Origin of the sequence: Clostridium sp. AN503 (assembly GCF_040719375.1) — a bacterium.
Taxonomy (GTDB): domain Bacteria; phylum Bacillota; class Clostridia; order Lachnospirales; family Lachnospiraceae; genus Brotaphodocola.
The window spans coordinates 2,041,569-2,062,214 of record NZ_JBFDTP010000002.1 but is presented as its reverse complement, the minus strand read 5'-3'; the positions used below and the strand labels follow the sequence as shown (position 1 = coordinate 2,062,214).

At 51.4% G+C, this 20,646-nt stretch carries 19 protein-coding genes; 17 read left to right on the top strand and 2 right to left on the bottom strand.

The window, feature by feature from the left end; translation table 11 throughout:
* Positions 1-51: 51 nt before the first annotated feature.
* The 6 genes from AB1I67_RS16870 to AB1I67_RS16845 all read left to right on the top strand — a co-directional run bounded on the left by AB1I67_RS16870 (position 52) and on the right by AB1I67_RS16845 (position 5,836).
* Positions 52-870 carry an Rpn family recombination-promoting nuclease/putative transposase gene (locus AB1I67_RS16870; protein WP_367031108.1) on the top strand — a complete coding sequence of 273 codons (819 nt, stop codon included), beginning with the start codon at positions 52-54 and terminating at the stop codon, positions 868-870.
* 269 nt (positions 871-1,139) lie between these two features.
* Entirely contained in the window at positions 1,140-2,432 is a 1,293-nt protein-coding gene (locus AB1I67_RS16865; RefSeq protein ID WP_367031106.1) for an adenylosuccinate synthase, read from the top strand.
* Positions 2,433-2,564: 132 nt separating this feature from the next.
* The gene (locus AB1I67_RS16860) at positions 2,565-3,233 is read left to right on the top strand and encodes an HAD family phosphatase (protein WP_367031105.1); all 669 of its coding nucleotides are present in this window, start codon (positions 2,565-2,567) and stop codon (positions 3,231-3,233) included.
* 86 nt (positions 3,234-3,319) lie between these two features.
* Positions 3,320-4,012 (top strand): aspartate/glutamate racemase family protein, encoded by a 693-nt coding sequence (locus AB1I67_RS16855; RefSeq protein ID WP_367031103.1) that lies wholly within the window; start codon positions 3,320-3,322, stop codon positions 4,010-4,012.
* A gap of 73 nt (positions 4,013-4,085) precedes the next feature.
* Positions 4,086-4,805, top strand: a complete 720-nt coding sequence (locus tag AB1I67_RS16850; RefSeq protein ID WP_367031101.1) for a 5'-methylthioadenosine/adenosylhomocysteine nucleosidase — start codon at positions 4,086-4,088, stop codon at positions 4,803-4,805.
* Between the two features lie 50 nt (positions 4,806-4,855).
* Complete coding sequence (locus AB1I67_RS16845; RefSeq protein WP_367031100.1) at positions 4,856-5,836, top strand: immunoglobulin-like domain-containing protein; 981 nt, start codon at positions 4,856-4,858, stop codon at positions 5,834-5,836.
* Between the two features lie 3 nt (positions 5,837-5,839).
* Here the strand turns inward: AB1I67_RS16845 and AB1I67_RS16840 are convergent, their stop codons facing one another.
* Entirely contained in the window at positions 5,840-7,240 is a 1,401-nt protein-coding gene (locus tag AB1I67_RS16840; RefSeq protein WP_367031099.1) for an MATE family efflux transporter, read from the bottom strand.
* A gap of 216 nt (positions 7,241-7,456) precedes the next feature.
* Here AB1I67_RS16840 and AB1I67_RS16835 point away from each other — a divergent pair, with 216 nt between their 5' ends.
* Complete coding sequence (locus tag AB1I67_RS16835) at positions 7,457-8,161, top strand: AraC family ligand binding domain-containing protein (RefSeq protein WP_367031098.1); 705 nt, start codon at positions 7,457-7,459, stop codon at positions 8,159-8,161.
* Entirely contained in the window at positions 8,130-8,366 is a 237-nt protein-coding gene (locus tag AB1I67_RS16830; RefSeq protein ID WP_367031097.1) for a helix-turn-helix transcriptional regulator, read from the top strand. Before AB1I67_RS16835 ends, AB1I67_RS16830 begins: the two co-directional genes overlap by 32 nt.
* A gap of 20 nt (positions 8,367-8,386) precedes the next feature.
* Here the strand turns inward: AB1I67_RS16830 and AB1I67_RS16825 are convergent, their stop codons facing one another.
* Entirely contained in the window at positions 8,387-9,484 is a 1,098-nt protein-coding gene (locus AB1I67_RS16825; RefSeq protein ID WP_367031096.1) for a ribonuclease H-like domain-containing protein, read from the bottom strand.
* A gap of 195 nt (positions 9,485-9,679) precedes the next feature.
* On the opposite strand from AB1I67_RS16825, the gene ruvA reads away from it, so the two are divergent.
* The 9 genes from ruvA (at position 9,680) to AB1I67_RS16780 (ending at position 20,642) form a co-directional block, all read left to right on the top strand.
* Positions 9,680-10,297, top strand: coding sequence for a Holliday junction branch migration protein RuvA (ruvA, locus tag AB1I67_RS16820; RefSeq protein WP_367031095.1), 618 nt, complete (start codon positions 9,680-9,682; stop codon positions 10,295-10,297).
* A gap of 45 nt (positions 10,298-10,342) precedes the next feature.
* Positions 10,343-11,341, top strand: coding sequence for a Holliday junction branch migration DNA helicase RuvB (ruvB, locus tag AB1I67_RS16815; RefSeq protein ID WP_367031094.1), 999 nt, complete (start codon positions 10,343-10,345; stop codon positions 11,339-11,341).
* 107 nt (positions 11,342-11,448) lie between these two features.
* Complete coding sequence (locus AB1I67_RS16810; RefSeq protein ID WP_367031093.1) at positions 11,449-12,129, top strand: cell division protein ZapA; 681 nt, start codon at positions 11,449-11,451, stop codon at positions 12,127-12,129.
* An 85-nt stretch (positions 12,130-12,214) separates the two neighbouring features.
* Positions 12,215-14,539, top strand: a complete 2,325-nt coding sequence (locus AB1I67_RS16805) for a DUF3656 domain-containing protein (RefSeq protein WP_367031091.1) — start codon at positions 12,215-12,217, stop codon at positions 14,537-14,539.
* 14 nt (positions 14,540-14,553) lie between these two features.
* Positions 14,554-15,882, top strand: a complete 1,329-nt coding sequence (locus AB1I67_RS16800; protein WP_367031090.1) for an FtsW/RodA/SpoVE family cell cycle protein — start codon at positions 14,554-14,556, stop codon at positions 15,880-15,882.
* Entirely contained in the window at positions 15,863-17,290 is a 1,428-nt protein-coding gene (locus AB1I67_RS16795; protein ID WP_367031089.1) for a penicillin-binding transpeptidase domain-containing protein, read from the top strand. The genes AB1I67_RS16800 and AB1I67_RS16795 overlap by 20 nt, the downstream gene beginning before the upstream one ends.
* A gap of 151 nt (positions 17,291-17,441) precedes the next feature.
* Entirely contained in the window at positions 17,442-17,894 is a 453-nt protein-coding gene (locus tag AB1I67_RS16790) for an NUDIX domain-containing protein (RefSeq protein WP_177960179.1), read from the top strand.
* A gap of 235 nt (positions 17,895-18,129) precedes the next feature.
* Positions 18,130-20,391: an excinuclease ABC subunit UvrA gene (locus tag AB1I67_RS16785; protein ID WP_367031088.1), complete on the top strand. Its 2,262-nt coding sequence runs from the start codon at positions 18,130-18,132 to the stop codon at positions 20,389-20,391.
* A complete protein-coding gene (locus AB1I67_RS16780) occupies positions 20,388-20,642 on the top strand; it encodes a DUF3781 domain-containing protein (RefSeq protein WP_367031087.1) in 255 nt (84 codons plus the stop codon). Before AB1I67_RS16785 ends, AB1I67_RS16780 begins: the two co-directional genes overlap by 4 nt.
* Positions 20,643-20,646 lie beyond the last annotated feature (4 nt).

Below are 20,646 nucleotides of genomic sequence, written 5' to 3'. Positions count from 1 at the left end.
TTAACTTGAAGTAAAGTGAAAAATTGCATATAATGAAAGGAGAAATGTGACATGAAACCATTATCAGAATTGACTCTGCTGGATCGTTTCTTGTTTGCCTGCGCCATGGAAGATACATGGATCATGCAGAAAGTGCTGGAGATTATCCTGGGACGAGAGATGGCACTTGTTGATCCGACACAAGTGGAAAAGGAGCTGCGCACGGTGCCATGGCTGCGTTCGGTCAGGCTGGATGTGATGGCATTTGATGAGGAGGACCAGTTGTACAATACAGAGGTACAGCGCGAAAATACCGGGAATCTGGTACGGCGAGGCCGGTTTTACCAGGCCCTGATCGACAGCTCTTTACTGGAGCCGGGGGATGTGAACTTCAATCAGATGCAGGACACGTATCAGATTATGATAGCGCCCTTTGATCTCTTTGGAAAAAAACGCTACCGCTACACATTTCAAATGAAATGCAAAGAGGAAGATATGTGGCTGGAAGACGGGGTGACCCGAATCTTTCTAAACACAAAAGGCGAGAATCCACAGGATGTGAATCCGGAACTGGTAGAGCTGCTGCATTATTTTGAAAAAACAACGGATGAAGTGGCAGCAGATTGTGAGAGTGAGCGTATTAAAGAGCTTCACGAACGAATCCGCAGAATCAAGACCAGCGAGGAGATCGGGGTGAGATATATGCAGAAGTGGGAAGAGATGGTGTATGCGAAAGAGGAAGGGCGAGAAGAAGGGGTGGCAGAGGGCAAGACTAAAGGAATTGCATTGACAAAAAGGGTGATGAAACTTTCGATGGAAGGCCTTTCGAAAGCGGATATTGCGAAAGAGACCGGTGCATCTATACAGGAGATCACAGAGATTCTTGAGTGAAATCCGGTGATGAGAGGAAGAAATCTATGGTTTTTGCTGGGGGTGTCAGTGCAGATGATCCAATATATCTATTTAGAAATCAATATTAATAAGATATACTTATAAAAACAGGGGACCGATTAGAAAAAATCCGTCAGTCTTTTCCATTGCATATTGATTTTAGCAGGATTATCTTATATACTGTTAATGTTGTGAAAAATGAGAGCATTTATGGATATGCAGGTATAGAAACATAAAGGTGTTCTCAAAACTGACAAAGGAGACTGATTATGTCAAAAGTTGATGTGGTATTAGGTTGCTTCTATGGTGATGAGGGAAAAGGAAAGGTGATCGACTATCTTGCGGTCCATGCAGATATCGCAGTCCGGGCTACGGGCGGTGACAATGCGGGACACACGATCAAGGTAGACGGTGTTAAGTACGCCATGCACTTAATCCCATCTGGAATCCTGTCCGGCCATACCATCGGCATAATCGGGAACGGCGTGGTGCTGAACCCGGAAGTCCTTATGGCAGAGATTGAGAACTTAAAAGCCCACGGGTATGATGTGGAGCATAATTTAAAGATCAGTGACAAGGCGCATATTATCCTGCCTTACCACAGATTGATGGACGTAGCCCTTGAAAAAGCGAGAGCCGCATCCAAGATCGGTACTACCGGCAAGGGGATTGGCCCGGCCTACTGTGACAAGTACGAGCGTTGCGGGCTGCGGACCGAGGATCTGTATGCACCGAATTTTAAGGAGAAGTTAAAAGAGCTGGTGGAGAACCGCAGAGCCCTTCTCAAGTTCTACGACCCGGCGGATACGGCTATTGATGAGAAACTGGATTTTGAAAAGGTATTTGCCGATTACACCGCTTATGCAGAGCAGATCAGGCCATATGTGTGCGACACGATCACGTATCTGCACAGAGCGCTGGAGGAAGATAAAAAGGTTGTGGTCGAGGGCGCTCAGGCAACGCTTCTGGATATTGATTTCGGTTCCTATCCCTTTGTGACCTCCTCTAATCCGACCATTGGCGGCATTATCACCGGGACCGGTTTAAGTGCCAGCAATATCGGGAATGTATACGGGGTGATCAAGGCGTATTCCAGCCGTGTAGGAGCCGGCCCCTATGTGACAGAGCTGCTTGACGAGACCGGCGACAAGATCCGGGAACTGGGACATGAGTACGGCACCACCACGGGCAGACCGCGCAGATGCGGCTGGCTGGATCTGGTGACCTTAAAATATGCAAAGCGCATCAATGGTCTGACGGCTTTATCCGTGAACCATCTCGATACGATCGGCAAGTTTGACAAGATCAAAGTCTGTGTTGCTTATGACTGCAACGGGACTGTGACGGAGGATTTCTCTACCAACCTGGATTTCTTAAACAGCGCGAAGCCGGTATACAGGGAGTTTGACGGCGACTTTGGCGAGCTGGAATCCTGTAAGAGCTTTGAGGAGTTACCGGAGCAGGCCAAAGAATACATCCGCTTTATTGAGGAGTATATCGGTATTCCGGTAAAATTTATCGGGACCGGGGCGGACCGGGAAGCCATGATCGTGAGAGAGTAAGATAATTTAAGATGAATGAAAAGCATCCGAATCATGAGGTATTATCATTGTGGTCCGGGTGCTTTTTTCTGTCTTTTGTGATACAATGAATTAAAATGGAATTCCGATATCCAGGCGAAAAGGAGAAAACAGATGATCAAGGCAGTGATATTTGATTTGGACGGCTTGCTGATCGACAGTGAGATCATATCTTATAAAATTTTTCAGGAAATACTGGACCGATACGGACATGGATTCTCAATGGACGAATATGCTCAGAATTACAGCGGCAAGACCGGGATCGCGAATATGCAGAAGCTGATCCGGACATACCAGCTGCCGTTGTCTATGGAGGGCGGTCTGGAGCTGGCGGAAATCATAGAGAAGGGCTTTCTGGATCAGGGCGTTGCGCTAAAAAAAGGCGCAAAGGAATTACTTTCATATTTGAGAGCCTGCCATTACAAGACCGTTGTCGCATCGTCAAGTACAAAAGACCGTGCTCTGAAAATATTAGAACAGCATGGAATCGTTGGGGATTTCGATGGATTTGTGTTTGGCGATGAAGTGGAAAAGAGCAAACCGGACCCGGAGATATTTTTAAAAGCTTGCATTAAGGTTTCGGAGAAACCGGAACACTGCCTGATCTTAGAGGACAGTGAAGCCGGGATCCAGGCTGGTTTTTCTGCAAACATCCCGGTTATCTGTATCCCGGATATAAAGCTCCCGGAACAGGGTTATCTGGACAAGACAGAGGCTGTTCTGGATTCTCTGGAAGATGTGATTGATTATGTGAAAGGGCAGGAGTGGAAGCAGGATCAGTAGACTGTTTCAGAAGATGCGGTGGCTTAAAGAAATAGGCAGCGCTTCGCCTGCAGAAGAGAAAAATCAAAATAGATAGGGGTATGAACATGAAAACAATTGGGTTAATCGGTGGGATGAGTTGGGAGAGTACCGTTTCCTACTACCAGATTATCAATGAAGAAGTGAAAAAACGTCTTGGAGGGCTTCATTCCGCCAGGATTATTCTTTATAGTGTGGAATTTGATGAGATAGAAAAATGTCAGTCAAACGGCGATTGGGAAAAGAGTGGAGATATTCTGGGGAAAGCGGCAAAAGGCCTGGAAGCGGCAGGTGCAGATTTTATCTTGATCTGCACGAATACAATGCACAAAGTAGCTCCACAGATTGAATCTATGATACAGATTCCTGTCATACATATAGCTGATGCCACGGCACAGGAACTGGAAAAATGTCAGATTCGGAAAGTCGGATTGTTGGGAACAAAATATACAATGACACAGGATTTTTATAAGCAAAAACTCATCGATAAAGGCATCGATGTGGTGATTCCGGATGGGGAACAGATTGATGTTGTGAATGATATTATTTTCCGGGAACTCTGCGTAGGAGAGATCCGGGAGGAATCCCGCCGGAAATTTCAGAATATCATTGACAGTTTAGCTCATAAGGGCGCAGAAGGGGTTATTTTAGGGTGTACAGAGATTGGTCTTTTGATCCAACAGCCGGATTCCTCCCTGCCTGTTTTTGATACAACTCTGATCCATGCAAAACGTGCAGTTGAGATCGCGTTGGATCTCTGATGCGGGTGGTTTTCGTATACTGCGGGTTAATGGAAAACAGGAATATAGATGGCAAAAGCAGGAGGTGACAAACATGAAAGTCGGAATTATATGTGCAGGTGATGAAGAATCAGCCCCTTTTTTACCAACCATAACCAATTGCAAAATAACGGAACGGGCCATGTTAAAGTTCTATGAGGGACAGATCCAGGATACCAGGGTTGTTGTACTATATTCTGGAGTATGTAAGGTAAACGCTGCGATCGCGGCGCAAATCCTGGTCGATGTATATGGTGTAGATATCATGCTTAATTCAGGAACGGCAGGCGGAATGAATCCTGATCTTAAAATATTTGATACGGTGATTTCGACAGAAGTCTGTTACCATGATGTTGCGGCCGATATTTTAACCGAATTCCACCCATGGATGAAATCAGTGTTTTTTAAAGCAGACCCTGAATTGATAGAACAGTCAAAGGCCGCAGTCGACAGGATAGAACCGGCGGGGGATGTGTTCTGGGGACGGATGGTCACGGGGGAATCCTTTATAACCGATGAGGGGCGGGACAAAATCAATGACGAATTTATGCCTCTGACAGTGGACATGGAGACGGCGAGTATTGCCCATGTGTGCTATGTGAACCGGGTACCGTTTCTGGCAATCCGATGTGTTACGGATACCGCCTCGCACAGTGGGGCCGATCATTTCGAAGAAAACTGCGCCAAAGCTTCAGTCATTGCGAAAGATATCACGGTGGCTTTATTAAGTGAGCTTGGCCGCGGACAGGATAAGAGACATCGGGTTTTCAGATGATTCAGAACAGGGATTATAAGGTTTCATCTGGCAGACAAAAGGAGATTAGAATGAACAGAAGAAAGATCACAATGATCACAGCACTGGTTCTGGTGGTCATCATGACTGGATGCAGCAAAACGCAGCGGGATACAGGGGAAAACATTCCGGACACCCCGGCAGCCTCAGAATCTTTCATACAGGAAGAGCACAGTGAACCAGAAGAGAAAGCCATGACAGAAGGAGTGCCATACCCGGGGACGACCCAGTCAGCAGTACTGGATTTTGCCACATCGGCAGTCCGGACCTCGGAGGACAGTCTTTTGGCGCAGGCATCCCCTGAGACCAGCGCAATGACTCTTTTTACTTTTGACGGGAAAACGGTGAAAAGTTCCGCTATCTACGACAGCAAAACAGAACAGAAGATCCTGGATGCTTTCAATGGAGTGGATGCAGAAAGGGCAGCGGACTGGACAGTTGATGATGTTACACTGCCGGTCTATGGCATCGAGATTGGACGGGAAGATGGCTGGAGTATTCTTGCGGCCTGGTCCAATGGATACTGGATCGCACAGGACGGGGCAGTGTACCGTTTCGATTTTGATTTTGAACGTCTGGAAGAGCAGGAACCGTGGGAAGATGAAAGAGAGCTTCCTTCCTTTACCAGTTTTCCATGCGCCCGCATCTTTACACAGGCGGGAGATCAATGGAATACCCGGTATCTGGTTGCGGCAGCGCCTCTTGATCCGCCGGAAGGCATTACGATGACGCTGGATGCGTGGGAGGAAAACAATGCGGTGGTCATCATTGCAAATGAGAACGGAGAGGACTGGAGCTTTGGCGAGTTTTTTGAGATTCAGGCGCAGATTGACGGTTCCTGGTATGAGATCCCAACTGTGCCGGGTAACTGGGGCTTTAACTGTCTGGGGTATTTTCTTCCCAAAGGCGAGAGCCAGAGTATGACACTCCCCATGTCCATGTATGGGGAACTGCCGCCGGGTATTTACCGGATCGTACTGAAGGGCCTGTCTTTGGAGTTCCAGACCCAGTGATCCTTACGCCCGCCCCCAGAACGAGATCCCGTACTCCTTACATATTTTCCGTATCTCATAGATCCCGATCACGACAGAGGTAACGCCGATGGACACATTGCTGACGCCCATGACGATCCCGACGCTGATGCTGCCGTAATCCGTAAACTGCTGCAAAAACCACAGCACCGGCACGCGGAAAATAAACACGCGGCTGAAGTTGATGAACAGGGTGATGCGGGTTTTTCCGAAACCATAGAGCAGGGCCATGACTGCAGCGTTCATTCCCAGAGGGATGGCCCCCAGGGCCTCGTAACGGTAGATGGATGCGATCATCTTCCCAAATTCTGCATCGGATCCTGCAAAAAGCCAGCTGATCTGATCCAGGAAGATCAGGGACAGGCTCATAAACACCGCGCCGATCGCCACACAGACGATGAACACACATTTGAACGCCTGCAGTGCACGCCTGGGCTGTCCGGCGCCCAGGCTCTGGCTGATGATGGCGGAGCCGCCTTCCTGGAAACCGCTTTGCGGATTGGTGGTAAAGCCGCCGATGTTGTTGGAGATACCCAGAGCGCCGACGGTCAGGGCGCTGTATACGGTGCTCATGGAATTGATGATGACTTTGCCGAAAGCAAAAGCCACCTTCTCAATGATGACCGGGATGGAGAGAGACAGCATGGGGGCTGCTACCTGGCCTTTCAGGGAAATGCTGGAGAGTGAGAACCCAAAAGCGTTGCCTTTCTGGTTTAAGTTTACAATGGCGGCGATCAAAAGCGACATCTGGGAAACGATCGTTGCCACGGCGATCATATTGATGCCGCTGTGCAGCACATAGACGAAGAGCGCAGTCAGGGACAGCTTGATCGCGATCACCACAATATTTAAGTTCAGGATCCGCCTGGAGTTGCCGCGTGCCCGCTCGATCGCGATGTAGACGTTGTTAAAGAAGCTGATGACCATGCCGAACAGCTCCAGGATAAAGTACTGTGAGCCTTCCGCGATAAACTCTTCCGGCGTTTTAGCGAACCGCAGAAACTGCGGGGTGAATGGCACCAGCACGATCAAAATTCCGGCGCCCAGGATGCCGCACATGGCAAACAGGGTGCTCACGCGTTTTTGGACCAGGAGGAAATCCCCCGCGCCGTAGGCTTCACTGACCTTTAAACTGGCGCCGATGGCCAGTCCGCCGCCCAGAGCGGACAGCATGAGGTTGATCTGGGAAAGGTACGCCACGGCGGAAACGGAATTCGCACTGATGTGCGCCGCCATCATGGAATCAAATATCTTGAAAAGCTGTGTCAGGCTCTGGTAGAGAGCCAGAGGCACACAGACGTAAAACACGACTCTCCACATATTGCTGTGCAGTGCAAAATCACGGAATTGGGCGTCCTTTTCGGACAGTGCTGCCTGGTTTGACATGAGTTCTAAGTTCTCCTTTTTCATAAAGCCGCGGTCAATACGGCATATTCTCCTCGAAAATGTAGCTTCGAAAGATATCATACAATAAAAAATACGGTTATTTTACGGAAAAAATGGAAAAAACTCTTTGCAACTACTGATTATTTGCACAAACATGAAAACTGTGGTAGAATCTGGGAACAGGGTCAGGATGTGGAGAGGGGATCGGAATATCTTATGATAAAACAGGAAGAAAAAAAGTGTCCTGCGTGCCGGATGCAGGGGAAGACGGCAGAATCCAGCGTGGAGCTTGAGACGGCCAGGTCCGGTATTACGGTCAGCCGCAGGCGGCGGCCGGCGGATTTTATGATGCCGCAGGACCATTATCACCGGTATTATGAGCTTTACTACCTGGTATCAGGGCGGTGCCGGGTGTTTCTCGACCATACGATCTATCATATGGAGCCGGGGAATATGATCCTGATCGAGCCGCTGGCGCTCCATCACACGATCTATGGGCTGGTGCAGGAGAGCGAGCGGATCGCAGTCAGTTTCCATGCAGACTATATGGAACGGATGGAAGCACAGTGCGGCGCCGGATGGAGGACTCATCCTGGCTCTGCTCCCTTATGTGCAGTAGAACCGGGCCGTCGGGCATATGTGGAGAGCCTGTTCCGGAAGATCCTGGCGGAGCAGACAAACCGGGATGAATTCACGGACATGCTGAGCCAGAACTATCTGTTTGAACTGCTGGCTTTTATGGGGCGCTGCGGCAGGGAGAGCCGTCAGCCGCAGATGGAGGATGTGAAGGAGGCTGCGCAGGAGACGGAGATCCAGAATGCTGCCAGATATATCTGTCAGCCATTTCAGAGAGCCTCTGACGCTGGAACTGGTGGCGGAGCGGGTTCACATGACTCCCTCCTATTTTTCGCGGAGATTTAAGAAACTGACCGGTTTCGGATATAAGGAATATTTAAACTATGTGCGGCTGAAGGAGGCGTCCAGGATGCTTCTGGAGACAGATCTGCCGGTGATGGACATTGCCCAGCTCTGCGGATTTTCGGACGGGAATTATTTCGGAGATCTGTTTAAAAAGGAAAAGGGGATCTCCCCGCGTCTGTACCGGAAAAATCCCCAGATATTGTGATGTAAGGCCGTCCCGGATCGTTACTTCACGCCCAGGTGCTTTAAGAGCTGCCGCAGATATGCCTGGAAACAGGCCGGATCCTGGAGGCAGATATCGCTTAAGTCAGCGTAACACAGCTTGTCCTTGGGTTCCTGCTTCATCACCGGTTCCCAGATCGGTTCAAACTGAGGCACAAAACAGCCGTTCTTTTTGGTATAGCAGGTTTTGGCGGTGGCTTTTACCCGGGCGTCCTTGTCCACATATTCGCCGATGCTCTTATGGACAGCCGTATCCTCATAAACCAGATAGTAGTAATCCTTGTAGTTGGGATAAAAATGTTTGAGGGTGCCGTCGAATAAGTCGATGGTGAACTCCATCCGGCGGCCCTCCACAGAGCAGTTCACCGGTGTATTGGAGCTGTCAAATGGTACGGGTACTTCATAGTCGCTCTCGCAGGTCAGTTTCAGCAGATGATGGATATCGCCGAAAAAGCCGGTCTCTTCAAGCACCTGATGACTTAAAAACCGCAGGGGATGCTCCAGCAGATCCGGATAGTTCAGGATCGGAAGTATGACCGGCATTCCCTTTAGATCGTCCTCGTTATGTAATATGAGAAGGTCATAAAGGAACTTCTCACGGGTCACCAGATAATCCTGATAGACTTCGATCAGCTGCCCGCCGGAATATTTGTCCGAGCGGGATATGCCCAAAAACTGCTCAATGGATTTTTGCTTCATGCTCTCCAGCCCCAGTAACTTTTTGTAGGGCTTGATCTTTTTGTAAATGTCCACGCTCTCCACGGATGAAAAGTCATAGGACAGTCCGAAGTGGCGGCAGCGCTTCAAGAGATAAGGGATGTCAAACCCGTCTCCGTTGAAATGCACCAGGATGCGGTAGGCCTTGAGAAAATCGAAAAAGCTGTCCAGAAGCTGCACTTCCGAGGCAGCATTGTCTGCAAACCACTGGATCAGATTCCAGCCGCCATCTTTATAATAGGTACAGCCGATCAGATACAGATTGGAATAATCACCGGAAAACCCGGTGGTCTCAATGTCAAAAAAGAGCAGTTCTTCCAGCGGTCCGATCCGTTCTAACGGGTAGGTGTTGGGAAGGTCTAAGCGTTTTTCTATCGTTATCATGGGGTACTCCTGTGTCATCACTGTATTGGTTTTCTATCATGAATTATAGCGGCTGGCGGCTGGAAAGTCAACGCTGTAAACAGAATATTTGTTCGATTCATCTTGCAATGGGACATGGATTATGGTATGATGACGGCAGACAAATCTGCCGGATGAGAATTTTTTTCACGGCAGGACTGTGGGAGGATGAACAGCTTGTTTTCATATATAAAAGGTACGCTGGAAGAGATTTTAGAGGACAGGATCGTGGTGGAGACCGGGGGCATCGGATGGAATATCCATGTGCCTCTGTCAGTGCTTGACCGGATTCCCAGGACCGGCGGGGAGGTGCGGATCTACACCTCGTTCCAGGTACGGGAGGACGCCATGACGCTGTATGGCTTCTTAAGCCGCCAGGACCAGCAGATGTTTGAGCAGCTTCTTGGGGTGAACGGCATTGGACCGAAGGCGGCGCTGGGTATTCTGTCCACACTTCAGCCGGATGACCTGCGGATGGCCATCATTTCCGAGGATGCGAAGGCTATTTCCCGGGCGCCCGGGATTGGACCGAAGACGGCGAAGCGGGTGATCCTGGATCTGAAAGACCGGATCAAGATGGAGGATATTCTGCCGGGCAGTTTTGCAGGCGGATCGGAAGTGCCTTCTTCGGCGGCAACCGGTATGGAGGGCGTCGGAAAAGAGGCGATCGAGGCTTTAGTGGCTCTGGGATATTCCATGACGGAAGCCACGAAGGCGGTACGGCAGGTGGAGATCACAGAAGGGATGTCGGCAGAAGCGGTGTTAAAGGGTTCCCTGAAATACCTGGCATTTTAACGAAGATCCCAGGCAGACAAAATAAGCAGGACGACGGAGCAGAGAATGGAACGACGGATCATAACGACGGAAGTCACGGAAGAGGATAAATACATAGAGCCGAGCCTACGCCCCCAGATGCTGAGCGAGTATATCGGGCAGGAAAAGATCAAGAATAATCTGAAGGTATATATCGATGCGGCCAAGGCGAGAGGGGAGTCCCTGGACCATGTGCTGTTTTACGGCCCGCCGGGATTGGGCAAGACAACCCTGTCTGGTATCATAGCCAATGAGATGGGGGTCCATATGAAGGTCACCTCCGGCCCGGCGATCGAGAAGCCCGGAGAGATGGCGGCGATCCTTAATAACCTCCAGGAGGGGGATGTTCTGTTCGTGGATGAGATCCACCGGCTGAACCGCCAGGTGGAGGAGGTTTTGTACCCTGCCATGGAGGATTTTGCGATCGATATCATGTTGGGGAAGGAATCCTCGGCGCGGTCTATCCGGCTGGATCTGCCGCATTTTACTCTGGTGGGAGCCACGACGCGGGCAGGTCTTTTGACTGCGCCTCTGCGGGACCGTTTCGGTGTGGTGCAGAAGCTGGAGTTTTATTCTACAGAAGAGCTGGCGGTCATTGTGAAGCATTCGGCGCGGGTGCTGGGAGTGGAGATTGAAGATACAGGAGCCGCGGAGATCGCACGGCGCTCCAGGGGGACGCCGCGTCTGGCGAACCGTCTTCTTAAGCGTGTGAGGGATTTTGCGCAGGTGAAATATGACGGTGTGATCACGAAGGCGGTAGCGGATTTTGCACTGGATATCCTGGATGTGGACAAGCTGGGACTGGACAACAATGACAGGAGTATCCTGCTTTTGATGATAGAAAAGTTCGGCGGCGGCCCGGTTGGTCTTGATACTCTGGCGGCGGCGCTGGGAGAGGATGCAGGAACGCTGGAGGATGTGTACGAGCCGTATCTTTTGATGAACGGATTTATAAACAGGACGCCCCGTGGCCGGGTTGCCACTGAGAGTGCGTACCGGCATCTGGGGATTCCTTTTGAGGGATGATGCTTTTTTCGGCTTGTTGATTGGCGATAGATATGGTAAACTGTCTATGAGTATTTAAAATCAGACAACAAGACAGAGAATGAAGAAAAGATCAGGAGCCAATAGAAATGGAACAGAAAAATTATACGGAAGTTTTGATAGATGGAACCATATATACCCTGGGTGGAGCTGAGGAGGAGTTTTACCTCCGCAAGGTGGCTGCATATCTGAATGAAAAGATTGGGAAGATCCGGAAGCAGGACGGATTCCGCAGAATGAATGCGGATTACCAGAACCTGACCATACATCTGAATATTGCGGACGACTATTTCAAGGAGCAGGAGCGGGCGGATCTGCTGGCAGAGCAGAAGGCGGCGCTGGAGAAGGATGCATATAGCCTGAAGCATGAACTGATCACGATACAGATGAAGCTGGAGTCATTGGAGCAGGAGCTGGAGGCCACCCGTTGGAAGCTTCAGGAAGCCGAACAGGCAGCGGCGGCAGAAGGAAAGAAGAACCTGGCGGTACAGCAGGCTGTAGATGCGGAGAATAAGAAGAACCGTGCAGAGCAGCAGGCCGCAGAGGCAGAGAATAGGAAGAACCGTGCAGAGCAGCGGGCTCACACAGCGCAGGAGAAGAAGCACAAGGCAGAACAGCAGGCGGCAGAAGCAGCACAGGAAGCAGAGGCGAAGCATCAGGCAGAGCATCAGACTGCGGAGGAAGACTGGCAGAAGGCGGAGGACGAGAAGCAGAAGGCTTTGCAGGCTGCTGCGGCAGCGGTGGCGGCGAAGAAGCCGCAGCGCCGTTAAAGCTTGAGGACAGGAACGACAGGTACAGGGGGGAATCTCATTTTGAGGGGGATATCCTCTCTTTCACTTTTTACAGGAGGTAGATTTGAATTCACGTGTGGAAATCCTGGCGCCAGCCGGGTCGATGGAGAGTATGAAGGCCGCTGTCAATGCTGGAGCGGATGCGGTTTATATGGGAGGAAGCCGGTTTGGAGCACGCGCTTATGCAAAGAATCCGGAGGAAGACCGTTTCCTGGAAGCGATCGATTATGCGCATCTGCATGGCTGCAGGCTCTATATGACGGTAAACACTCTGGTGAAGGAGTCGGAGCTGGGCCAGCTGTATGATTTTTTGAAGCCCTGCTATGAGCGGGGGCTGGATGCTGTGATCGTTCAGGATCTGGGGGTGTGCGCCTTTATCCGGGAGCATTTTCCGGACCTGCATATCCATGCCAGCACACAGATGACGGTGACTGGTTATCGGAGTGCCAGGCTGTTAAAGGAGATGGGAGTCACCCGGGTGGTGACAGCGCGCGAGCTTTCTCTGGAGGAGATTTTAAGGATCCGTGACCGGGTAGATATCGAGATTGAAAGCTTTGTCCATGGAGCGCTGTGCTACTGTTATTCCGGCCAGTGTCTGCTCAGCAGCCTGATCGGAGGCAGGAGCGGCAACCGGGGGCGTTGTGCCCAGCCGTGCCGTCTGCCCTATGATGTGGCGGGGCGGGAAAGGGGCAGGCAGTCCAAAGAGAAGAAACCCAGGCCAGGAGAAAAGGAGCGGTATGTACTCAATCTGAAGGACTTGTGCACCCTGGACATCCTGCCGGATATCATCGAGGCGGGCGTGTATTCTTTAAAGATCGAGGGGAGGATGAAAAGCCCCCGTTATACCGCCGGTGTGGTGAGCATCTACCGGAAGTATGTGGACCGTTATCTGGAGCGCGGCAGGAAGGGATACCGGGTGGATGCGGAGGACAAGAAGATGCTTCTGGAGCTGTTTGACCGGGGCGGATTTACAGAAGGGTATTACAGACAGCACAATGGCCGGGATATGGTGGCGCTGCAGGAAAAACCTGCGTTCCGGGAAAGCAACCAGGCATTATTTGACCGTCTGGACGCAGAGTTTGTGGACAGGAAAAAGCAGGAACCGGTCTGCGGTATCGTGACCATCCGGGAGGGACAGCCCATGCGCCTGGAGCTTCATAAGGCCGGCGGACAGGCTGCTGCGTCTGTGGAGGGAGCAGTGGCCCAGACTGCGCAGAACCAGCCGCTGACGGAGGAGAAGCTGTTAAAACAGATCAACAAGACAGGGGAAAGCCCGTTCTGTTTTAAAGAGCTGACGGCTAAACTGGAGGGGAACTGTTTTGTCCCGGTACAGGCGCTCAACGAGCTGCGCCGCCAGGGGATGGAGCTGCTTGAACAGTCTGTGCTTGAGCCATACAGGAGAAAGGCAGGCGTGTCTGGATCGGCAGAGGATAGGGCACGGGATAGGGCGCAGGACATGACAGAGGATACGACAGAGGATACGGTACAGGATGCCGGAATGCCAGAATGGGGCAGGGAGCCGCGCATTCACGTCTCTTTAGAGGAACCGGAGGTTTTGCCGACAGCCATTGCCCATCCTGACGTGGATGAGATTTATCTGGACGCGGCAGGGTTCGGGGCGGAGACCTGGGCAGAGGCGGTGAAGCAGTGCCACGCGGCAGGGAAGCGTTGTGCTCTGCTGCTGCCACATATTTTCCGCAAAGAAGCAGAACAATATCTGACAGAACATATTGAGGAACTGAAAGAGGCCGGATTTGACGAGATGGTCCTCCGATCCATGGAGGAAGTGGGATTTCTGCGGGAAGCAGGGCTTGCAAAGGCGCCGCAGGTGTTTGACAGCAATCTTTATACCATGAACCATCTGGCGGCAAATGAGATGCGGCTTCTTGGCGCGTCCCGCCTGACCCTGCCGCTGGAAGAGAACAGCCGGGAACTGGAGGAGCTTTTAGCCGGTACGGATGCTTTTTTCTCAGAGGGTTCGTGCCATGAAAGAAAGCCCGGCAGCCGGATGGAATGGGAGCTTTTAGCCTACGGTTATCTTCCGGCTATGGTTTCCGCCCAGTGTATCGTGCGGACCACGAAGGGCTGCACCAGACGGCCGGAGGTCCTGCGGATGAGAGACAGGACAGGCAAGGAACTGCCGGTAAAGAATCACTGCCGGTTCTGCTACAACACGGTATATAATCCCAGCCCTCTTTCTCTTTTAGGGCAGGAGCGGATCGTGGAGCGCTTAAAGCCTTCTGTGCTGCGCCTTGCTTTTACGATTGAGAGCTCGCAGCAGACTAGGGAGATCCTGGATGCATTTGCAGATCATTTCCGGTACGGGAAGGATACTCCGGCGCCGTTTGAGGATTTCACACGGGGACATCTGAAACGGGGCGTGGAATAAAAGAAGGGGGAACTATGGTTAATGTCATCATCGAGGTGTCGAAGTATCTGCTGATACTTTTGATCGCGGTGTACACCTATTTGAATTTCAGCTATTTCCGTTTTCACGATGAGCGGAGACAGAACCGGACCTGCGGCAGGCAGAATGCGGCTATGTTCCTGATGCATTTTGTGGCTTATGCGATCCTGTTTTTGAAGTCTGAGGACGAGCGGGTCGTGCTGTTTTATCTGGCGCAGCTGGTATTTTTTGCTGCCTATATTGGACTTTACCGGCTGTTTTACCGCAATATGTCCCGTATCCTGGTCAACAACATGTGCATGCTTTTGTGTGTGGGCTTTATTATACTGACCAGGCTTTCCTTCGATAAGGCGGTGAGGCAGTTTATGATCGTGGCGGTGTCTGCTCTGGTGACCTGGATCATCCCGTTCATCATGGACCGGGTGTGGCAGCTGGCGAAGATACCGTGGGTGTATGGCGGCCTGGGGCTGATCCTCCTTGTCGTGGTGTGGATGGTGGGCAACAACAGCTTCGGCGCCCAGCTTTCCATCAATTTCGGAGGAATTGCATTCCAGCCGTCCGAATTTGTGAAGATCAGTTTTGTGTTTTATGTGGCGACCATGTTCTACCGGTCGGTGGATTTTAAGACGGTGATCATTACGACGGTCATGGCGGCGGCCCATGTGCTGGTGCTGGTGCTGTCCAAGGATCTGGGCAGCGCTTTGATCTTCTTTATCACCTACTTAACGATGCTGTTTGTGGCTACCACCAACTGGATGTACCTTTTTACGGGGTTCTTAAGCGGATGCGGGGCGTCGGTGCTCGCCTATGCCCTGTTTTCCCATGTGCGGACCAGGGTGGCAGCCTGGAAAAATCCCTGGGCGGATATTGATAACCGCGGCTACCAGATCACCCAGTCCCTGTTTGCGATCGGTACAGGAGGCTGGTTTGGTATGGGGCTGTATCAGGGGATGCCGTACAAGATCCCTGTGGTGGAAAAGGATTTTGCTTTTGCTGCGGTCTCAGAGGAGCTGGGGGGCATATTTGCCGTCTGCGTGCTGCTCATCTGTCTGGGGTGTTTTATACAGTTCATGATGATCGCTGCCAGGATGCAGGCGGTTTTCTACAAGCTGATCGCGTTCGGGCTGGGTATTGTCTATGTGGTGCAGGTTTTTTTGACTGTCGGGGGCGTGATCAAATTTATTCCGTCCACCGGCGTGACCCTGCCGTTTGTCAGCTACGGAGGAAGTTCGATCTTAAGCACATTCATCCTGTTTGGGGTGATCCAGGGCTTATATATCCTGAAGAAGAATGATGAGGAGGAATATGAAGAAACACAGGCCTAATCCCAAATCAAATAAAAGTATTCTGGTCATCACCTATGTGATTGTGGGTCTGTTTCTCTGTATGACAGGCTATTTTGGATATTTCCTGCAGGTACAGAGTGAGACGGTCATCAACAATTCTTATAATGCCAGGCTGGACCGTTTTTCAGACCGGATCATCCGCGGGGAGATCTTAAGCAGCGACGGCAGGGTGCTGGCCCAGACCAGGGTGTCGGAGGATGGCACGGAGACGCGGCACTATCCTTATGATTCCCTGTTTGCCCATGTGGCAGGGTACTCCGACCATGGAAAGACAGGGCTGGAGGCGCTGGCGAACTTTTATCTGCTGACCTCCCATGTAAATCTGGTGGAACGGACCATAAATGAGCTTTCTGATGAGAAAAATATTGGTGATAACGTGGTGACGACTCTGGATGTGGATCTGCAGCAGGTGGCGTCTGACGCCCTGGGTGACCGCAAGGGGGCTGTGGTAGTGATGGAGCCTGATACGGGGAAGATCCTGGCTATGGTGTCTAAGCCCGGCTACAATCCCAATACCCTTGCCGCAGACTGGGACAGCCTGATCTCCGGGGACAATAAAGAAGCTCAGCTTTTAAACCGGGCGACCCAGGGGGTCTATCCTCCCGGTTCGACCTTTAAGATCGTGACGATGTTGGAATATATACGGGAGCATCCTGATACCTGGAGAGAGGTTACCTTTGACTGTGATGGCCAGTTTGAATATGAAGACTATAAGATATCCTGTTATCACGGCAATGCCCATGGACATCAGACCCTAGAGGAAGCTTTTGCCAATTCCTGCAACGGGGCTTTTGCGAGTCTGGGACTGGAGCTGGATCTGGGAAGCATGCGGGAACTGACGGATCAGCTTTTGTTCAATACCGAGCTTCCGCTGTCTCTCGCCTACAGCAAAAGCTCCTTTACCATGGGGACCGGTGCGGATGCCTGGGAGCGTCTCCAGACCTCCATCGGCCAGGGAAGCACCCAGATGACGCCGATGCACAACTGCCTTTTGACAGCCGCGATCGCCAACGGCGGAGTGCTGATGAAACCGTACCTGATCGACCGGGTGGAGAGCGCAGCCGGGGAGGAAGTAAAGAAGTTTCTTCCTGCCGCTTATGGACCGCTTATGAATGCTTCTGAGGCGGAGACGATGTCGGCCCTGATGCGCAGGGTGGTGGCTGAGGGGACTGGCTCCGCAGTCCGCACCGATGCTTATGCGGTGGCCGGAAAGACCGGATCAGCTGAGTTTGAGACCGGAAAAGAAACACACGCATGGTTTACCGGCTTTGCCCCGGTGGAGGACCCGCAGCTGGCGGTGACCGTAATTGTGGAGGAAGCCGGCTCCGGAGGACAGGTAGCGGCGCCCATCGCCAGGAGTATTTTTGACACCTGGTTTTCAAGGTAATTACAGGAAAAAGCGGCTTTCGCGGAGAAACAGATGTAAGCCGCGGAAAACTTCATCTTGCAAGTTTCTTCGATTAGAGGTATACTAAACCCAGTCTATGCGACACACCACTGCGGTGCTGCCCGGCACTGCGCGACCAGGAGGGATTGCAATGATAGAAGCAACGAGCTGTGGAGGTGTGGTTATATTTCGCGGCAAGATTCTGGTCCTCTATAAGAATTACAAGAACAAGTATGAGGGCTGGGTCCTGCCAAAGGGAACTGTAGAAGCAGGAGAGGAATACAAAGAAACGGCGCTTCGGGAAGTTAAAGAAGAAACCGGTGTCAGCGCCTCGATCATCAAATATATCGGGAAGAGTTCCTATTCGTTCAATACTCCCCAGGATATGGTGGAGAAGGACGTGCACTGGTATCTGATGATGGCTGACAGCTATTACAGCAAACCACAACGGGAAGAGCACTTCGTCGATTCAGGCTACTACAAGTTTTACGAAGCTTACCATCTGCTGAAGTTTTCCAATGAGAAGCAGATATTGGAGAAGGCGTACAACGAGTACCTGGATTTAAAGAAGGCTAACCTCTGGGGCAACAAAAAATATTTTTAGTGTTTTGAAGATGCAGGTGAGGCTTGAGAGGGCCTCATCTCTTTTTATTTCGAAAGTGCGTCAAGTTCTTCCTCTGCATCTGGTACAGTGTAAGACACCGCACAAAATATCATGTACGAGACGAGCGCTTCTGTTATGATATCATGTAGAGCTCAGTATGGACACAAGGAAAACGCAGCTGCGAGGGCATTGACAGTTGCAAAAAATAGAAGTTAAGTGAGCAGGGGAGAAGCAAATGAAGGATATTGTTGTACAGGGACTGAACCAGAATAATCTAAAGCATGTTTCATTCAGGATTCCGAAGGAAAAGATCACAGTGTTTACCGGCGTGTCCGGTTCTGGTAAATCCAGCATTGTTTTTGATACCATTGCCGCCGAGTCGCAGCGGCAGATGAACGCCACTTATCCGCCGTTTGTGCGGTCAAGACTGCCGAAATATCCCAAGCCGGATGTGGAGCGGATCGATAACCTGACGGCGTCCGTGATCGTGGACCAGTCCTCTCTGGGCGGAAATGCCCGTTCAACGGTGGGGACGATAAGCGGCCTCTACTCCAGCCTCCGGCTGTTGTTTTCAAGAGCCGGGAAACCATATGCAGGGACGGCGTCCTGTTTTTCTTTTAATGACCCCAATGGCATGTGCCGTACATGTTCAGGGCTTGGGAAGATCATGAAGGTGGACGTGGAGTCTCTGATCGATCCCGACAAGTCGTGGAATGAGGGCTGCATGAAGGATTCCTTATACCGCCCCGGCTCCTGGTACTGGAAGCAGTACGCCCAGTCAGGCCTGTTCGATCTGGATAAACCAATAAAAGAATACACGAAAGAGGAATATAACCTTCTCCTGTACGGCTCCCGTGACGGCGTGGGGGAGCCGGAGAATCCCAAAGTGACTGGAGTGTACCACAAATATACAAAGACTCTTTTGACCAGGGATATCAGCTGCAAGAGCAGACATACCAGGGAAAAATCACAGAGTCTCATGGTGGAGGCAGAATGCGGCGACTGCCATGGGAAACGGCTGAATGCGGCGGCTTTAAATTGTAAGATAAACGGCTATTCCATCGCGGATCTGTGCGAGATGGAGCTGACTGAACTTCGGGATGTCCTGTCGGGAATTTCCAATCCTCAGACAGAGCTGTTACGATATACTTTGATAGAGGGACTCGACCGTATGATCGAGATCGGCCTGCCGTATCTGCACTTAAACCGGGAGACCTTATCTTTATCCGGCGGAGAGGCGCAGAGGCTGAAGCTGGTCCGGTATATGGGCAGCAGCCTGACTGGAATGACCTATATCTTTGATGAACCGAGCACCGGGATGCATCCGCGGGACGTCTACCGCATGAACAACCTGTTAAAACAGCTGCGTGACAAGGGAAATACGGTCCTGGTGGTAGAGCATGACCGGGATGTGATCTCCATTGCAGACCATGTGATCGACGTGGGGCCTTATGCGGGGCAGAACGGGGGAGAGATCGTTTTTGAGGGGACCTATGAGGAACTTCTGGAATCCGGAACGCTGACAGGCAACGCGATGAAAAAGTCTCTGCCTGTAAAGCTGAAACCGCGCCGCCCGTCGGGGAGCCTGCCGATCCGGCAGGCCAGCCTGCACAATTTGAAATCCGTGGATGTGGATATTCCGCTGGGGGTTATGACCGTGGTAACCGGCGTGGCAGGCTCCGGAAAGAGCACTCTGATCTCCAAGGTGTTTGCCGGGCAGTATGAGCACGACGTGGTCATGGTCGACCAGGGTCCGATCACAGCAACGAACCGATCCACGCCGGCCTCTTATCTGGGATTTTTTGATGAGATACGGAAGCTTTTGGCACAGGAGAGCGGGAAAACGGAGGGCCTGTTCAGCTTTAATTCCACAGGCGCCTGTCCGGTGTGCGGCGGTAAGGGGGTTATCGTGACCGAGCTGGCGTTTATGGACCCGGTCGTTACAGAGTGCGAGGCCTGCGGCGGAATGCGGTATTGTGAGGAAGCCCTGGCCTGTACCTATAAGGGAAAGAATATTGTGGAGCTTTTGGGACTGACAGCTTCCCAGGCTCTGGAGGTGTTTGAAGATCCAGGGATATCAAAACATTTAAAGGTGATGGAGCAGGTGGGGCTTTCCTACTTAACCCTGGGCCAGCCGCTCAGTACTCTGTCCGGCGGAGAACGCCAGAGGCTCAAGCTGGCTAAGAACTTAAAGAAAAAGGGCAGTATTTTTGTGATGGACGAGCCGACCACGGGCCTGCATATGTCCGATATCCAGAATCTGCTGAGGCTGTTTGATTTGATCGTATCCCGAGGAAATACCCTGGTGGTGATCGAGCATAATCTTGATGTGATGAAGCAGGCGGACTGGATCATCGATATCGGCCCCGACGGAGGAAAAAACGGCGGTGAGGTGGTGTTTGCCGGGACGCCAAAGGAGATGGTGGAAAGCGCCAGAACACTTACGGCGGACAGCCTGCGGGCATCATGCGGTGAATATGGAGGCGAGGGAATATGAATGCCTGTGAAAAGCATGCTTTATTGGCGAATCTGGACAGGCTGCACACAACGGAGTTGGGAAGTCTGCGGATCAGAAGAAATCTTTCTTTAGATACGAATGACACCGTTTCGTGGTGTAAAACAAAGATCAGCTCTTCCGGGGCCGTCATCACGAGAACTGGTAAAAACTGGTATGTAAGGATAGAAAACTGCATCATAACGATCAATGCGTACAGCTATACCATTATAACGGCACACAAGGAAAAATGAAAGG

What these genes read in the sequence shown, in the direction of transcription:
- AB1I67_RS16785 (WP_367031088.1), top strand. Translation starts at nt 18,130, where the DNA reads ATGAAGGATATTGTTGTACAGGGACTGAACCAGAATAATCTAAAGCAT.
- AB1I67_RS16795 (WP_367031089.1), top strand. Translation starts at nt 15,863, where the DNA reads ATGAAGAAACACAGGCCTAATCCCAAATCAAATAAAAGTATTCTGGTC.
- ruvB (WP_367031094.1), top strand. Translation starts at nt 10,343, where the DNA reads ATGGAACGACGGATCATAACGACGGAAGTCACGGAAGAGGATAAATAC.
- AB1I67_RS16850 (WP_367031101.1), top strand. Translation starts at nt 4,086, where the DNA reads ATGAAAGTCGGAATTATATGTGCAGGTGATGAAGAATCAGCCCCTTTT.
- AB1I67_RS16835 (WP_367031098.1), top strand. Translation starts at nt 7,457, where the DNA reads ATGATAAAACAGGAAGAAAAAAAGTGTCCTGCGTGCCGGATGCAGGGG.
- AB1I67_RS16865 (WP_367031106.1), top strand. Translation starts at nt 1,140, where the DNA reads ATGTCAAAAGTTGATGTGGTATTAGGTTGCTTCTATGGTGATGAGGGA.
- AB1I67_RS16780 (WP_367031087.1), top strand. Translation starts at nt 20,388, where the DNA reads ATGAATGCCTGTGAAAAGCATGCTTTATTGGCGAATCTGGACAGGCTG.
- AB1I67_RS16845 (WP_367031100.1), top strand. Translation starts at nt 4,856, where the DNA reads ATGAACAGAAGAAAGATCACAATGATCACAGCACTGGTTCTGGTGGTC.
- AB1I67_RS16860 (WP_367031105.1), top strand. Translation starts at nt 2,565, where the DNA reads ATGATCAAGGCAGTGATATTTGATTTGGACGGCTTGCTGATCGACAGT.
- AB1I67_RS16840 (WP_367031099.1), bottom strand. Translation starts at nt 7,240, where the DNA reads ATGTCAAACCAGGCAGCACTGTCCGAAAAGGACGCCCAATTCCGTGAT.
- AB1I67_RS16810 (WP_367031093.1), top strand. Translation starts at nt 11,449, where the DNA reads ATGGAACAGAAAAATTATACGGAAGTTTTGATAGATGGAACCATATAT.
- AB1I67_RS16800 (WP_367031090.1), top strand. Translation starts at nt 14,554, where the DNA reads ATGGTTAATGTCATCATCGAGGTGTCGAAGTATCTGCTGATACTTTTG.
- AB1I67_RS16855 (WP_367031103.1), top strand. Translation starts at nt 3,320, where the DNA reads ATGAAAACAATTGGGTTAATCGGTGGGATGAGTTGGGAGAGTACCGTT.
- AB1I67_RS16870 (WP_367031108.1), top strand. Translation starts at nt 52, where the DNA reads ATGAAACCATTATCAGAATTGACTCTGCTGGATCGTTTCTTGTTTGCC.
- AB1I67_RS16830 (WP_367031097.1), top strand. Translation starts at nt 8,130, where the DNA reads ATGACTCCCTCCTATTTTTCGCGGAGATTTAAGAAACTGACCGGTTTC.
- AB1I67_RS16790 (WP_177960179.1), top strand. Translation starts at nt 17,442, where the DNA reads ATGATAGAAGCAACGAGCTGTGGAGGTGTGGTTATATTTCGCGGCAAG.
- AB1I67_RS16825 (WP_367031096.1), bottom strand. Translation starts at nt 9,484, where the DNA reads ATGATAACGATAGAAAAACGCTTAGACCTTCCCAACACCTACCCGTTA.